At 56.3% G+C, this 14,927-nt stretch carries 13 protein-coding genes and 1 pseudogene; 9 read left to right on the top strand and 5 right to left on the bottom strand.

Annotated features, from left to right (window positions below):
* Positions 1-17 precede the first annotated feature (17 nt).
* A pseudogene (locus tag BBB56_RS12025) lies at positions 18-386 on the bottom strand (integrase); the annotation flags it as partial.
* A 640-nt stretch (positions 387-1,026) separates the two neighbouring features.
* Between BBB56_RS12025 and BBB56_RS12030 the strand changes: the two are divergent.
* Both BBB56_RS12030 and BBB56_RS12035 read left to right on the top strand, forming a co-directional pair.
* Positions 1,027-1,224, top strand: a complete 198-nt coding sequence (locus BBB56_RS12030; protein WP_123801194.1) for a hypothetical protein — start codon at positions 1,027-1,029, stop codon at positions 1,222-1,224.
* Positions 1,225-1,301: 77 nt separating this feature from the next.
* Complete coding sequence (locus tag BBB56_RS12035) at positions 1,302-2,261, top strand: AEC family transporter (RefSeq protein WP_123801291.1); 960 nt, start codon at positions 1,302-1,304, stop codon at positions 2,259-2,261.
* A 49-nt stretch (positions 2,262-2,310) separates the two neighbouring features.
* Here BBB56_RS12035 and ahpF read toward each other — a convergent pair whose 3' ends face one another.
* Both ahpF and ahpC read right to left on the bottom strand, forming a co-directional pair.
* Complete coding sequence (gene ahpF / locus BBB56_RS12040; RefSeq protein WP_123801195.1) at positions 2,311-3,879, bottom strand: alkyl hydroperoxide reductase subunit F; 1,569 nt, start codon at positions 3,877-3,879, stop codon at positions 2,311-2,313.
* A 71-nt stretch (positions 3,880-3,950) separates the two neighbouring features.
* On the bottom strand, positions 3,951-4,514 hold the full coding sequence (ahpC, locus tag BBB56_RS12045; RefSeq protein WP_033750273.1) for an alkyl hydroperoxide reductase subunit C: 564 nt from the start codon (positions 4,512-4,514) through the stop codon (positions 3,951-3,953).
* A 227-nt stretch (positions 4,515-4,741) separates the two neighbouring features.
* Between ahpC and BBB56_RS12050 the strand changes: the two genes are divergently transcribed.
* The gene (locus BBB56_RS12050; protein WP_123801196.1) at positions 4,742-5,170 is read left to right on the top strand and encodes a GNAT family N-acetyltransferase; all 429 of its coding nucleotides are present in this window, start codon (positions 4,742-4,744) and stop codon (positions 5,168-5,170) included.
* Positions 5,171-5,193: 23 nt separating this feature from the next.
* Here BBB56_RS12050 and apbC read toward each other — a convergent pair whose 3' ends face one another.
* Positions 5,194-6,306 carry an iron-sulfur cluster carrier protein ApbC gene (gene apbC / locus BBB56_RS12055; RefSeq protein WP_123801197.1) on the bottom strand — a complete coding sequence of 371 codons (1,113 nt, stop codon included), beginning with the start codon at positions 6,304-6,306 and terminating at the stop codon, positions 5,194-5,196.
* Between the two features lie 163 nt (positions 6,307-6,469).
* Between apbC and metG the strand changes: the two genes are divergently transcribed.
* From metG to sanA, 6 genes are all read left to right on the top strand, one after another.
* Complete coding sequence (gene metG / locus BBB56_RS12060) at positions 6,470-8,500, top strand: methionine--tRNA ligase (RefSeq protein WP_123801198.1); 2,031 nt, start codon at positions 6,470-6,472, stop codon at positions 8,498-8,500.
* Between the two features lie 319 nt (positions 8,501-8,819).
* Positions 8,820-9,209 (top strand): CidA/LrgA family protein, encoded by a 390-nt coding sequence (locus BBB56_RS12070; RefSeq protein WP_123801200.1) that lies wholly within the window; start codon positions 8,820-8,822, stop codon positions 9,207-9,209.
* Positions 9,202-9,894, top strand: a complete 693-nt coding sequence (locus BBB56_RS12075) for a CidB/LrgB family autolysis modulator (RefSeq protein WP_123801201.1) — start codon at positions 9,202-9,204, stop codon at positions 9,892-9,894. The genes BBB56_RS12070 and BBB56_RS12075 overlap by 8 nt, the downstream gene beginning before the upstream one ends.
* A gap of 117 nt (positions 9,895-10,011) precedes the next feature.
* Positions 10,012-10,902 (top strand): cytidine deaminase, encoded by an 891-nt coding sequence (gene cdd / locus BBB56_RS12080; protein ID WP_123801202.1) that lies wholly within the window; start codon positions 10,012-10,014, stop codon positions 10,900-10,902.
* A 158-nt stretch (positions 10,903-11,060) separates the two neighbouring features.
* Entirely contained in the window at positions 11,061-12,758 is a 1,698-nt protein-coding gene (locus BBB56_RS12085) for an NAD-dependent malic enzyme (protein ID WP_123801203.1), read from the top strand.
* Between the two features lie 133 nt (positions 12,759-12,891).
* Positions 12,892-13,611 (top strand): outer membrane permeability protein SanA, encoded by a 720-nt coding sequence (gene sanA / locus BBB56_RS12090; protein ID WP_123801204.1) that lies wholly within the window; start codon positions 12,892-12,894, stop codon positions 13,609-13,611.
* A gap of 291 nt (positions 13,612-13,902) precedes the next feature.
* On the opposite strand, the gene mglC is transcribed toward sanA, so the two are convergent.
* Positions 13,903-14,913 (bottom strand): galactose/methyl galactoside ABC transporter permease MglC, encoded by a 1,011-nt coding sequence (mglC, locus tag BBB56_RS12095; protein WP_123801205.1) that lies wholly within the window; start codon positions 14,911-14,913, stop codon positions 13,903-13,905.
* Between the last annotated feature and the right edge of the window lie 14 nt (positions 14,914-14,927).

Below are 14,927 nucleotides of genomic sequence, written 5' to 3' on the forward strand. Positions count from 1 at the left end.
TACCCAAATGGCGGTATCGGAAGCTTCTCCAGAATATCTTTATTGCCAGTCAGAAAGGTTTTAAACAACATCTTCAAAGGCTTGTGGATTGACTCAGCGCCAGCCAAATCTTCAGGCGGCACATCATCACACTCTGTCAATTGCTGAACAGCCATCGACCGGTATGGATGCACAGCGCGCTTTGGCAAGTTTTCAACGATTTCCATTACCTGCTTAATATCTTGTCTGGTAATCGTCGTTACGTCTGTAAATGCGCCCAGGACTATCTACAGGACCTCAATAAAGCGTTCATTGGCTTGTGAGATAGCCTTAGTCCAGCTTTTGGACTTTGCCTGTTTATACATATTCCATGCGCCAGCGAGTGTTAATACATGCTCTGGTTGTGCTTCAGTTTATTCTTCCTGCTCTTCTGGAGGAGCAACGACCTTGCGGTATTCCTGAACAGTCATCGGCTGAATATTGCTCTGGTCCTTATTGATGGAATGCTTTATCTCTTCCCCTATAACATAACCGCTTCTCCTTATTGAGTTTATCTCTTAAAACCTTTTCCAGCACTCAGTCAAATCTACCTGACTATTCTCTACCCCCTCACTTTGAGCAAGATCAAGAACAACCAGAACATAAACTTTAGGTTTTACCCTGCCATCTCAAAATCAACTGAAACCCGTTTAATTATTCGCAGCCGGTTATTACACACGTGACATAAAAAAGATGAGATTCGCAATGAAACCCCTACCTCTTAAGAGGTATTACCAGTTAGCGCGATTCAGCATGATCACGATCAACTATTGAGAGGCAGAAAAAAGGCCTAATGCTGCGGGTTCAGATTATAGCGACCAGTAGAAACAGCATTTTTTTATTAAAAAACGAGCCAATATTTACGCTGTCACTGAAGAGACAAGTCGTTTTTTTAACTGACTTTTTTGTCGCGCTAAAGCCTGTCTGTCTTATCTCATTATAACTATTACTATTCCGTCATCACGCTAAATAGCTTTATTCAATCGCAGTCGACATTTGGGAAGCAAAATGAGGTTTTTTTCGTTTATTCCGCATCGTCACCGCTGGCAGGACATCGTAATCTCCCGCGCCAATGCCATTGCCCCCAGCGGCAGAACCTACTATTCCACCCTGATTTCCGCACGCTGTCGAACCTGCAACCAGACGCTTTATCGCATCTACTATAGCGATATCAGCGATGCGCAGGCGCGTCGCTGGCTGGGCTAAAACCCTTTGTCGCCAGGTTACGCATTTAGCAACAACATGTTAGGCTGATGTTACCTATTGCCGATAACAGACGCGCTATGCCTGGCTTGCTTGATACGCTGACCCACCAGATTTATCTTTCCGCTCCGCTGTTTATCTTAATTTTTCTTGGCTATGCCCTGACGCGCTTCGGCAAATGGCCCATTAGCATCAGCGAAGGCATGAACCGATTTGTCTTCAATGTCGCCCTGCCCTGCATGCTGTTTCGCGTGATGAGCGACTTCTATAAAAGTCCGCCAGTGGATGTTCGTCTGCTGCTGGCTTTTTTCGGCAGCTGCCTGCTGATCTTCATTCTTGGCCGCGTGCTGGGCGCGCGCCTGTTTAAACTCGACGGCGTGGCGGGAACGGTGTTCGCGCTCGGCGGCATCTTCTCCAATAACGTTATGCTGGGCATTCCGGTGGCGACGGTGCTGCTCGGTCCGCAGGCGCTGCCCTCGGTGGCGCTGGTGCTGGTATTCAACAGCCTGATCCTGTGGACGCTGCTGACGCTCTCGGTGGAGTGGGCAAAACAGGGTAGCTTCTCACTAAAGGGGATCGGCCGCACGCTGCTCAGCGTGGCGAAGAACCCGCTGATCGTCGGCATTCTCAGCGGCACCGGGTGGAGTTTTTTAAAGCAGCCGTTACCCGCCATCGCCGCCGAACCGCTGCGGATGCTTGCGTCAATCGCCGCGCCGCTGTCGCTGGTCACGCTTGGCATGAGTCTGGCGCACTACCGCGTGCGCGACGGGCTGCGAGAAAGCTACGCCATCTGTTTGCTGAAGCTGATTTTACAGCCGATGACCGTCTGGGCCATCGCCTGGCTGGTGGATTTACCACCGCTGGAGAGCCGGGTGGTGGTGTTACTGGGATCGATGGCGGTGGGTATTAATGTCTATCTGATGTCGCAAAAGTTTAACGTTCTGACCGGACCGGCAGCGGCCAGTATGCTCTTCTCTACGGTGTTTGCGGCGGTGACGACGCCGGTATGGATGATGCTGATGACGCTGGCGGGCTATTAAAAAAAAGCCCCGGAACAAAGTTCCGGGGCCGTTGCATGGCTATCGCAAATTATTCAGCCGGTTTGGTGCGGATCAGATAGTCAAACGCGCTGAGCGAAGCTTTCGCGCCTTCACCGCTGGCGATAATAATCTGCTTGTACGGCACTGTAGTGCAGTCGCCCGCCGCGAACACGCCTTTCAGGCTGGTTTCGCATTTCGCGTCGATGAGGATTTCACCCATCTTGTTGCGCTCTACCGCGCCTTCCAGCCAGGTGGTATTCGGCAGCAAACCGATTTGCACGAAGATGCCGCTCAGCGCAATGTCGTGCGCCGTCTGGTTGGTGCGATCGATATAGGCCAGGCCGGTCACTTTACTGCCGTCGCCTTTAACCTCAGTGGTCTGAGCGTTCAGGATCACGTCAACGTTTTTCAGGCTGCGCAGTTTGTTCTGCAACACCTGGTCAGCGCGCATTTCGCCCGCAAACTCCAGCAGCGTCACGTGCTCAACGATACCAGCCAGGTCGATTGCCGCTTCCACGCCAGAGTTACCGCCGCCGATAACCGCGACGCGCTTGCCTTTAAACAGCGGGCCGTCACAGTGCGGACAGTAGGTCACGCCTTTGGTGCGATACTGCTCTTCGCCAGGCACGCCCATGTTGCGCCAGCGCGCGCCGGTGGCGATGATGATGCTGCGTGATTTCAGTACCGCGCCGGAGGCGGTTTCAACCGCGTGCAGGCCGCCCTGTTTTGCCGCCGGGATCAGTTTGATAGCGCTCTGGGTATCGATCACATCCACGTCATAGTCGTCTACGTGAGCGCGCAGCGAGCCAGCCAGCTTCGCGCCTTCGGTTTTCTGTACGGAGATGTAGTTTTCGATGTCCACGGTGTCGAGCACCTGGCCGCCAAAACGTTCGCCCATCAGACCGGTGCGAATACCTTTACGCGCAGAATAGATTGCCGCTGCCGCGCCCGCCGGGCCGCTGCCGACAATCAGCACTTCATAGGCGTCGCGCTTGTTCAGCTCTTCTGCTGCGCGTTTGTCGGCATTGGTGTCGACCTTGCCGACGATTTCAGCCAGGCTCATGCGGCCCTGACCGAACTCTTTGCCGTTCAGATATACCGCCGGAACGCCCATCACGTTGCGTTCGGTGATCTCATTCTGGAACATGCCGCCGTCAATCGCCGTGTGCGAGACGCGCGGGTTAATGATCGCCATCAGGTTCAGCGCCTGAACCACGTCAGGACAGTTGTGGCACGACAGCGAGTAATAGGTTTCGAAATGCAGGTCGCTGTCCAGCGACGCAACCTGATCCAGCAGGCTCTGCGTCTCTTTTGACGGATGGCCGCCAGTTTGCAGCAGCGCCAGCACCAGCGAGGTAAACTCATGCCCCATCGGCGAACCGGCAAAGCGCGGGCCGCTGTGTGAGCCTGGGTTAGTAATCAGGAATGAAGGTTTGCGCACCGGACGATCGTTCTCTTCGCGGAAGCTGACTTTTTCAGACAGGCTGGCGATCTCCGTCAGCAAATCGCGAATTTCCGCTGATTTGGCACCCTCGTCCAGGGTAGCGATCAACTCAACAGGCCTGGTTAATTTCTCAAGGTAAGCCTTGAGCTGGGTTTTTAAGTTAGTGTCGAGCATAGTGAGTTCCTGTCAGAAGAAATCGGGTGCCGCAGCACCCGATAGAGAAAGATCGAAAACCGGTAGGGAAATTAGATTTTGCCAACCAGGTCCAGAGACGGAGCCAGAGTCGCGTCGCCTTCTTTCCATTTAGCCGGGCAAACTTCGCCTGGGTGAGAAGCAACATACTGAGCCGCTTTCACTTTACGCAGCAGGTCAGACGCGTCGCGGCCGATACCTTCAGCAGTGATTTCGATTGCCTGGATGATGCCTTCCGGGTCAACGATGAAAGTACCGCGATCGGCCAGACCTTCAGCTTCACGCATGATTTCGAAGTTACGGGTCAGCGCGCCAGTCGGGTCGCCAATCATCGCGTACTGGATTTTCGCGATGGTTTCAGACGAACCGTGCCAGGCTTTGTGGGTAAAGTGGGTGTCGGTAGACACAGAGTAGATGTCTACGCCCAGTTTCTGAAATTCTTCGTAGTGATCGGCTACGTCGCCCAGTTCAGTCGGGCAAACAAAGGTGAAGTCAGCCGGATAAAAGAAGAAAACACTCCATTTACCTTCAACGTCTTTCTCAGTTACGTCGATGAACTCGCCGTTTTTAAACGCAGCGTTTTTGAACGGTTTGATTTTGGTATTAATGATAGACATCTGAAGTCCTCCGCTAAAAGATGTGATCCACGTTACATAATTTTCGGGCCAACTTCTAATATGCAGTCGTTATCAATCAGATAAACGAAAGCTATCAAACGCGGCAGGCTGTGCCGCTCGTGACGCCGCCCCGGCATTCTACACGCAAAGCGTATTGATTTAACGAGGTTTATCTTTTCTCGCCAGAACTGCTAATTTTGAAGAAAAGGCAATGCAGGAGTTTATCTGTGCTTATACGATCTTTTACTGAGGCCGATCGCCCTTTTCTGAGAACGCTGTTTCTGGCGGTGCGTCGTCATAACTGGCGCTGGCTTGATGACAGCGAATGGAAGCTGGAAGATTTCGATAGCGTTATCCTGGGAGAAACCGTGTGGGTCGCTGAACTTGACGGGCGCCGCGTCGGTTTTGCCGGCGTGCTGGAAAACGACAATTTTTTGCACAGCCTTTATGTCGACCCCGCTTATCAGGGACGCGGCGTCGGCGGCGCGCTGCTGGAAAAGGTGCAGGAGCGCTTTACCAGCACCGGCGCGCTGAAGTGCCTGTTAATGAACAACGCGGCGCAGGCGTTTTATCTGCGGCACGGCTGGAAAATCATCGCGCAGGGCGAGAGCGACCAGGGAAAATATGTGCTGATGCACTTTCCGCTGGCGTCCTGACTCGACGCCAGCGGTGCGTAACGCTACAGCGCGCGGAAGGCGATGTCGCCGGGAATGACCTCTCCCTGCCAGTAGAGCCGCGCCGCCACGCGGCCCGCCAGCTGACGATAGAGCGCGGTAAACTCACTGTCCGGACGGCGGATAACCGTTGGCTCGCCGTCGTCCAGATCTTCCCGCAGATTAATATGCAGGGGAAGCTGCGCCAGCAGCTGCGTCTGGTAATCCGCCACCAGCTTCTCTGCGCCGCCAGTGCCGAAAATCGGCTCGTGGAAGCCGCAGTGGCTACAGATATGCAGGCTCATGTTTTCCACCACGCCCAGCACAGGCACGTTCACCTTTTCAAACATCACCATACCCTTGCGCGCATCGATCAGCGCAATGTCCTGCGGCGTGGTCACCACGATGGCGCCCGTCACCGGCACGCTTTGCGCCAGCGTCAGCTGAATATCACCCGTCCCAGGCGGCATATCGAGCACCAGATAGTCGAGTTCGGGCCACAGCGTCTCGTTGAGCAGCTGCATCAGGGCTTTGCTCGCCATCGGTCCTCGCCACACCATGGCATTATCGTCCGTCACCAGATAGCCGATGGAATTCGTCGCCAGACCGTGCGCCATAATGGGCGCCATATGCGTGCCGTCGGGCGAGGTGGGACGCTCGTGCTCGGTGCCGAGCATATTCGGCACCGACGGGCCGTAAATATCCGCATCCAGGATGCCGACGCGCGCGCCTTCCGCCGCCAGCGCCAGCGCCATATTGACGGCGGTGCTCGATTTGCCGACGCCGCCTTTGCCTGAACTGACGGCAATGATGTTTTTCACGCCGTTAACGCCCGGCTGACCTTTTACGCGTTTGAGCGTGGCGATGTCGTGACGCAGCCGCCAGTCAATGGCCTGGGTGCCGGTCAGGCGCAGCAGTTCCGCGCTGGTCTGCGCTTTCAGCTCCTCAAACGCGCTCGCCCACGCAAACGGCATACAGAGTTCGATATGCAGTTTGCCGTCGAGCTGGGCCACATGATGCAGCGCCTTTAGCGTAGTGAGATTATGATCGAGGGTCGGATGCCGGAAGCCGCTCAACACGCCCATAACCACGGCGCGCAAGGCTTCAGGTGAATGTGATGTCCGGGATTGTGCTGTCATCCCCACTCCTTTTTGACTTTTCTTTCGCTGGGTTCAGCGGTAACACAACAATCATATCAGATGTGGAGGTGGGCGACGTGAGACCGCCCTTGTGTTTACGCCTGCCAGGGCATGAGTTACCATCTAAGCCCGTTTTTTCAATCAACAGAAAGCTACGCAAACTATGACTCAAGTCGCTAAAAAAATAATGGTAACGTGCGCCCTGCCGTACGCGAACGGATCGATCCATCTCGGCCACATGCTCGAGCATATCCAGGCAGATATTTGGGTGCGTTACCAGCGAATGCGTGGCAATCAGGTTTACTTCATCTGCGCCGACGACGCGCACGGCACGCCGATTATGCTGAAAGCGCAGCAGCTGGGCATTTCGCCGGAGCAGATGATTGCCGAAATGAGTCAGGAGCATCAGGTCGATTTTGCCGGATTCAACATCAGCTACGACAACTACCACTCGACGCACAGCGACGAGAACCGCGAGCTGTCCGAGCTGATCTACTCTCGCCTGAAAGAGAACGGTTTTATTAAAAACCGCACCATTTCTCAGCTCTACGATCCGGAAAAAGGCATGTTCCTGCCGGACCGTTTTGTTAAAGGCACCTGCCCGAAATGTAAGTCGCCGGATCAGTATGGCGATAACTGCGAAGTGTGCGGCGCGACCTATAGCCCGACCGAACTGATTGAGCCGAAATCGGTGGTCTCTGGCGCGACGCCGGAAATGCGCGACTCTGAGCACTTCTTCTTCGATCTGCCGTCGTTCAGCGCCATGCTTCAGGCCTGGACGCGCTCTGGCGCGCTGCAAGAGCAGGTCGCGAACAAAATGCAGGAGTGGTTCGAGTCCGGCCTGCAACAGTGGGATATCTCTCGCGACGCGCCCTACTTCGGCTTTGAAATCCCGGATGCGCCAGGCAAATATTTCTACGTCTGGCTGGATGCGCCTATTGGCTATATGGGCGCGTTTAAAAACCTGTGCGACAAGCGCGGCGACATCGACTTTGACGAGTTCTGGAAGAAAGAGTCCACCACCGAGCTGTATCACTTTATCGGCAAAGACATTGTCTACTTCCACAGCCTGTTCTGGCCAGCGATGCTGGAAGGCAGCCAGTTCCGTAAGCCGAACAACCTGTTTGTTCACGGCTACGTAACGGTGAATGGCGCCAAGATGTCAAAATCGCGCGGCACCTTTATTAAAGCGAGCACCTGGCTACAGCACCTGGATGCGGACAGCCTGCGTTATTACTATGCCGCCAAGCTTTCGTCACGCATCGACGACATCGACCTTAACCTGGAAGATTTTGTGCAGCGCGTGAATGCCGACATCGTTAATAAGGTGGTGAACCTCGCGTCGCGCAACGCGGGCTTCCTGACGAAGCGCTTTAACGGCCAGCTTTCGTCTGAGCTGGCGGATCCATCGCTGTACCAGACCTTTGTCGACGCGTCGGAGAAAATTGGCGAAGCCTGGGCGAGCCGCGAGTTTAGCCGTGCGATCCGCGAGATTATGGCGCTGGCCGATCTGGCTAACCGCTATGTGGATGAGCAAGCTCCCTGGGTGGTAGCGAAAGAAGAAGGCCGCGATGCTGACTTGCAGGCCATCTGCTCAATGGGCATTAACCTGTTCCGCGTGCTGATGACCTGGCTGAAGCCGGTGCTGCCAGCGCTGAGCGAGCGCGCCGAGGCGTTCCTTAACAGCGAACTGAGCTGGGATGCGATTGCCCAGCCGCTGCTTAATCACCAGGTTGCGCCGTTTAAGGCCCTGTATGGACGTATTGAAATGACTAAAGTGAACGCGCTGATCGAAGCGTCGAAAGAGGATGCGGCGGCCGCCAGTAAACCGGCTGCCGGCCCGCTGGCGGATGCGCCGATTGGCGATACCATTACCATTGATGACTTTGCGAAGGTCGATATGCGCGTAGCGCTCATCGAAAACGCGGAGCTGGTAGAGGGTTCTGACAAGCTGCTGCGCTTGCAGCTGGATCTGGGCGGCGAGAAACGCCAGATCTTCTCCGGCATTCGCGCCGCCTATCCGGATCCGTCGGTGCTGATCGGCAAAATGACGATTATTGTCGCCAACCTTGCGCCGCGTAAGATGCGCTTCGGCGTGTCGGAAGGCATGGTGTTGTCGGCCGGACCGGGCGGAAAAGATCTGTTTGTGCTCTCTGTCGACAGCGGCGCACAGCCAGGTATGCCGGTTAAGTAAAAAGTTACAGGCGATCGCCCTGATGGCCGCACGTCAGGCCGCGGAGCGCGTGGCCGGGACCGAAGCGCAAAGCGTCGCGCGACAAGGACAAACCACCGAGGCGTTTTAGACAACGCAGCGCGTTGGCCCGGCTAAACGCGCATTTCAGAGATGAGGTGCGTCATAGCGCGGGCCAGGCGCGCAGGGATGCCTTAAGCGACGTTGCGATCGACCTGGTCACCCGCAACGGGCGCGTAGTTAACGCCCCAGGGCGACAGCAATGTCGCCTTTTTTTATGCGATGTCGCGTATGATGTTGTGCTGTAAAACAGGAGCCTGCTATGCCCACCGTGCTGTCGCTGTGCTGGCGCTACGTGCGCGCCTTCGCCATCATTTATCTCTGCCTCTACGCAGGCAACGCTATCGCCGTGCTGCTGCCGATCACCATTCCCGGCAGTATTCTCGGCATGCTGACGCTGTTCACCCTGCTGGCGGCCCAGGTTCTGCCCGTGGACTGGGTGAAGCCGGGCTGCCATCTGCTCATCCGTTATATGGCGCTGCTGTTTGTGCCGATTAGCGTCGGCGTCATGAATTACACCGACGTGCTCAGCGCGCAGTTTGGCCCGATTGTGGTCTCTATTGTGGTCAGTACCTTTCTGGTGCTGGCCATTGTCGGCTGGAGCGCCCATAAAATTCATACGCGCCGCACGCAGGAGAAGCCCAGTGAGTGACATCTGGTGGTCGCTGCCGCTCAGCGTCGGTGTCTTTATGCTCGCGCGCCAGCTGGCCGCAAAAGTAAAAATCTCGATAATCAATCCGCTGCTGGTGGCGATGGCGATTATTATTCCGCTGCTGCTGGTGCTGAACATTCCCTACACGCGCTATTTCGCCGGCAGTCAGATCCTCAATCAGCTGCTGCAACCCGCCGTGGTGGCGCTGGCGCTGCCGCTCTATGAACAGATGCATCAGATTCGCGCGCGCTGGAAGTCGCTGATTGGCGTCTGCTTTATCGGCAGCCTGACCGCGATGACGTCCGGTACGGCAATCGCGCTGTGGATGGGCGCAACGCCGGAAATCGCCGCCACGATCCTGCCCAAATCGGTGACGACGCCGATTGCGATGGCCGTTTCCGCCTCGCTTCAGGGGATTCCTGCTATCAGCGCTATCTGCGTGCTGATCGCTGGCGTACTGGGCGCGGTATTCGGGCATATGGTGTTAAACCTGCTGGGCGTGAAAACCCGCGCGGCGCGCGGGCTGGCGATCGGCAACGCCTCTCATGCGCTCGGCACGGCGCGCGCGGCCGAAGTGGATTATCAGGAAGGGGCCTTCAGCTCTCTGGCGCTGGTGCTGTGCGGCATTATCACGTCGCTGCTGGCACCCTTTATTTTTCCGCTACTGCTGCGCGCGCTGGGTTAAAACTTGCGAGAGATCTCGCAAAGTTGAAACGATGCAAATCTGTTGCATTGTCAGAGCGATACAGATCACATATAAACCTCTGGCGGCAATCGGCCGCCTGAAATTAACGAGGCTATCATGCATCCACGTTTCATCTCCGCCTTCGGCGCGCTGCCTGCTGAACTGCAAAGCGCACTACGTCCGGTTTTTGACGACGCACAGTTTCAGGCGGTGCTGACGCCGGAGCAGGTCGCCGCGCTAATGCAGCAGACCCAGCTGGATGCCGATGCGCTGGCGCTGGCGCTCCTGCCGCTGGCGGCGGCCTGCGCCGTCGCTCCGGTTTCCCGCTTTAACGTGGGCGCGATTGCGCGCGGCGTCAGCGGCCACTGGTATTTCGGCGCTAATATGGAGTTCGCCGGCGTCGCGCTCCAGCAAACGGTGCACGCCGAGCAGAGCGCGATTACACACGCCTGGCTGCGCGGCGAGCGCAGCCTGGAAGCCATGACCGTCAACTACACGCCGTGCGGCCACTGTCGTCAGTTTATGAACGAGCTTAACAGCGGCACCGGGCTGCGTATCAGCCTGCCTGGGCGCAGCGTCAGTACCCTCGGCGACTATTTACCGGACGCTTTTGGTCCGCGCGACCTCAATATCACCACGCTGCTGTTAGACAAGGTGGACCACGGCTATCTGATGCAGGGCGACGCGCTGGCTCAGGCGGCGATTGCGGCGGCCAGTGAGAGTCACGCCCCTTACAGCGGATCGCACAGCGGCGTCGCGCTGCGCACCGCCAGCGGCGCGCTGGTCACCGGGCGCTACGCCGAAAACGCCGCCTTTAACCCCAGCCTGCCGCCGCTCCAGGCTGCGCTGATCCTGCTGAATATGCAGGGTGAAGCCTGTGAAAATATCGAGGCCGCGGCGCTGGCCGAGGTGGAGAACGCGACGCTGGATCAGTTTGCCGCCACTCAGGCCACGCTGGCCGCGCTGGGATGCACGCAGCTGACGCGCGTAACGCTGCGCAAAGCCTGAGTGAGCCACGGCACGCTTTTCAACACTTACAATATCTTTTATTTACAAAAGCTGTACATCAGCGAGAAATTTCATAGGATCGTGCGCCAGCTACACAAAAAAAGAACGACTGGCGTCTGCATTTTAGCCAGACAACATTGCAACCGGAGCATCAATTCATGGAACACGAGTACGAAAGTAAACGTCCACTGTACATCCCCTACGCTGGCCCGATCCTGCTGGAATTTCCCCTGCTGAACAAAGGCAGCGCCTTCACGCTGGAAGAGCGCAACGAATTTAACCTCAACGGCCTGCTACCTGAGGCGGTTGAGAGCATTGAAGAACAAGCAGAGCGCGCCTGGCGTCAGTTCCAGGACTTTAAAAACAATAACGATAAGCACGTCTATCTGCGCAACATTCAGGACACCAACGAAACGCTGTTCTATCGGCTGCTCGACAACCATCTCGAAGAGATGATGCCGATTATTTATACCCCAACCGTTGGCGCGGCCTGTGAACACTTCTCGGAAATCTACCGTCGCGCGCGCGGCGTGTTTATCTCCTACCCGAACCGCGCCCACATTGAAGATATGCTGCAAAACGCCACCAAGCAGAACGTGAAGGTGATTGTGGTCACTGACGGCGAGCGTATTCTCGGCCTCGGCGATTTAGGGATTGGCGGCATGGGCATTCCTATCGGCAAACTCTCCCTGTATACCGCCTGCGGCGGCATCTCTCCGGCCTACACCCTGCCGGTGGTGCTGGATGCGGGCACCAACAATCAACAGCTGCTGAACGATCCGCTTTACATGGGCTGGCGTCATCCGCGTATTACTGGTGAAGAGTACGACGCCTTTGTAAACGATTTTATCCAGGCGGTAAAACGTCGCTGGCCCAACGTGCTGTTGCAGTTTGAAGACTTCGCGCAGAAAAACGCCATGCCGCTGCTGCAACGCTACCGCGATGAAATCTGCTGCTTTAACGACGATATTCAGGGCACCGCCGCCGTCACCGTCGGCACGCTGATCGCCGCCAGCCGCGCCGCAGGCAGCCGTCTGTGCGAGCAAAAAGTGGTGTTCCTGGGCGCAGGCTCCGCCGGTTGCGGTATCGCCGAGCAGATTATTTCGCAGATGAAGTCGGAAGGCTTAAGCGATGAAGAAGCGCGCGCCCGCGTGCTGATGGTAGACCGTTTTGGCCTGCTGACGGATAAGCTGCCGAACCTGCTCGACTTCCAGAGCAAGCTGGTGCAGAAGAGCGAAAACCTGAAAGAGTGGGATACCGCCAGCGACTCGATTTCGCTGCTGGACGTGGTACGCAACGCGCGCCCCGATATTCTGATTGGCGTTTCCGGTCAGCCAGGACTGTTTACCGAAGAGATCATTCGCGAGATGCACAAGCACTGCGCGCGCCCTATCGTGATGCCGCTCTCTAACCCGACCTCGCGCGTTGAAGCCACGCCAGCGGATATTATCGCCTGGACTGACGGCGCAGCGCTGGTCGCCACCGGCAGCCCCTTCTCGCCGGTCAGCTGGAAAGGCAAGACCTATCCCATTGCGCAGTGCAATAACTCCTATATTTTCCCTGGCATTGGGCTGGGCGTCATTGCCGCTGGCGCGACGCGCGTCACCGATTCGATGCTGATGACCGCAAGCCGCGCGCTGGCTGACTGTTCGCCGCTGGTTAACGAAGGCGAAGGTCCGGTGCTGCCGGAGATTAAGGATATTCAGGGCGTATCGAAAATTATCGCCATGGAAGTCGGCAAAGCCGCGCAGCTGGCAGGCGTGGCGGTCGTCACGTCAGAAGACGTCCTGTCGCAGGCGGTCGCCAACAACTTCTGGCTGCCTCAGTATCGCCACTACCGCCGCACCTCTATCTGACCTCAGGCTGCCGGGTCGCCAGACCCGGCAGCTGCGCAAAAAGCCATCAGCCAACCGGCGGTAACTTGCTTCAGCGAAGGTCCTCAAGTAGCCTTGATGCACCGATTTTTCCCTATGTTGAGCGCCTGCGCGTATGTTAAAACGCGTTTTTATTGGTCTTCTGTTCATCATCTTACTGATGGTGGCGACTGCGCTCGGCCTGGATCGCTGGATCAGCTGGAAAACCGCCCCTTTTATTTATGAAGATGTCGCCTCATTACCGCATCGTCAGGTTGGCGTGGTATTGGGCACGGCGAAGTATTACCGTACCGGCGTTTATAATCAGTATTACCTTTATCGTATTCAGGGCGCGCTGAACGCTTATAACAGCGGCAAGGTCAATTACCTGCTTCTGAGCGGCGACAACGCCGCGAGCAACTATAACGAACCTATGACCATGCGCCGCGATCTGATCAAAGCTGGCGTCGACCCGCAGGACATTGTGCTGGACTATGCGGGTTTCCGTACGCTGGATTCCATTGTGCGCACGCGCAAAGTGTTCGACACCAACGACTTTATTATTATTACCCAGCGTTTCCACTGCGAGCGCGCGCTCTATATCGCCCTGCATATGGGTATTCAGGCGCAGTGCTATGCCGTGCCGTCGCCTAAAAATATGCTCAGCGTGCGATTCCGCGAGGTCGGCGCGCGTCTCGGCGCGCTGGCGGATCTCTACCTGATGAAGCGCGAGCCGCGCTTCCTCGGTCCGCTGGTGCCGATTCCTGCGGTGCACGAGGTGCCGGAAGATGCTCAGAGCTATCCGGCGGTGACGCCGGAACAGCTGCTGGAAAGCGAGCAGAAGGCGCGTAAATAAGTCAGCGGCTTAAACAGCTTAAACGGACAGGGGCTGTGGAGCATGGCGTCCCGCGCCAGGAACAAATACGCCGGGAGCGTTTTCAACAGCGCAGCGCGTGGCCCGTGTACGGATGCCTCTCAGGCATAAGTGTATGTCATCATGCGGGACGAGCGGGCAGAGATGCCTTAAGCGGTTGCGCAACTGCCTGCGTTAGCGCCCAGCCATCCCCCTTTTAACGTCTGATTTTCCCTTTACGCCGGACAAAAAAAAGCGACCCGAAGGTCGCTATTTTTTAACTCATCTTTACTCTTACTTCTTACGCGCGTATTTCAGCGAGTCCAGCGCGACGGCGAAAATAATGATGCCGCCCTTGATAATGTACTGCCAGTAGGGGTTAACGCCGATATAGGTCAGGCCGTAGTTGATAACGGTAAAGATAATCACGCCGGTCACGACGCCGGCCACCGTACCTACGCCGCCGGCAAAGGAGACGCCGCCCACCACGCACGCCGCGATGGCGTCCAGCTCATACATAAAGCCGAGGTTGTTGGTGGCGCTGCCGATACGACCGGCTTCCAGCATCCCGCCAAACGCATAAAACACGCCGGAAAGGGCATACACCAGGATCAGGTTGAAATTAACGTTAACGCCAGAAACTTTCGCCGCTTCCGGGTTGCCGCCGATAGCAAAAATGTTTTTGCCGAAGCGCGTCTTGTTCCAGAGCACCCAGACGAAAACAATGGCGACGATGGCGTAGAAGGTAATGTACGACAGTTTAAAATCGCCAAAGCGGAAAAAGCCCTGAGCAAATTTCGAGAAGCCGCTGTCGAAACCCGCGATTGGCGAGGCACCGACGAAGTCATAATAGAGCGAGTTGATGCCGTAGACGATAATCATGGTGCCAAGCGTGGTAATAAACGGCGTGACCTTGAGATAGGCGATAATGACGCCGTTCAGCAGGCCGATCAGGCCGCCAATCACGCACACCACCAGGATCACCAGCGGAATCGGCACGGTATCCAGCGTCGGGAACACCTTATTGGCGTTCTCCATTGACTGGAGCAGCGTTGCCGCGACCACGGCGGCCAGGCCGACCTGACGTCCCGCAGAGAGATCCGTACCCTGAGTAACGATCAACCCCGCCACGCCCAGCGCGATGATAATACGTACTGATGACTGGGTAAGAATATTACTCAGGTTCATCAAACTTAAAAACGTCGGATCCTGGAAAATAATAATAGCCAGTAATACCAGCAGAACGACATAAATGCCGCCCTCTTTCAGCCAGGTTAGCGCATTCTTTTTTGTAGTCGCTTTCATGTTAACAGCCCTTG

The sequence above is a fragment of the Candidatus Pantoea deserta genome (assembly GCF_003813865.1).
In the GTDB taxonomy this organism is placed as follows: Bacteria; Pseudomonadota; Gammaproteobacteria; order Enterobacterales; family Enterobacteriaceae; genus Pantoea; species Pantoea deserta.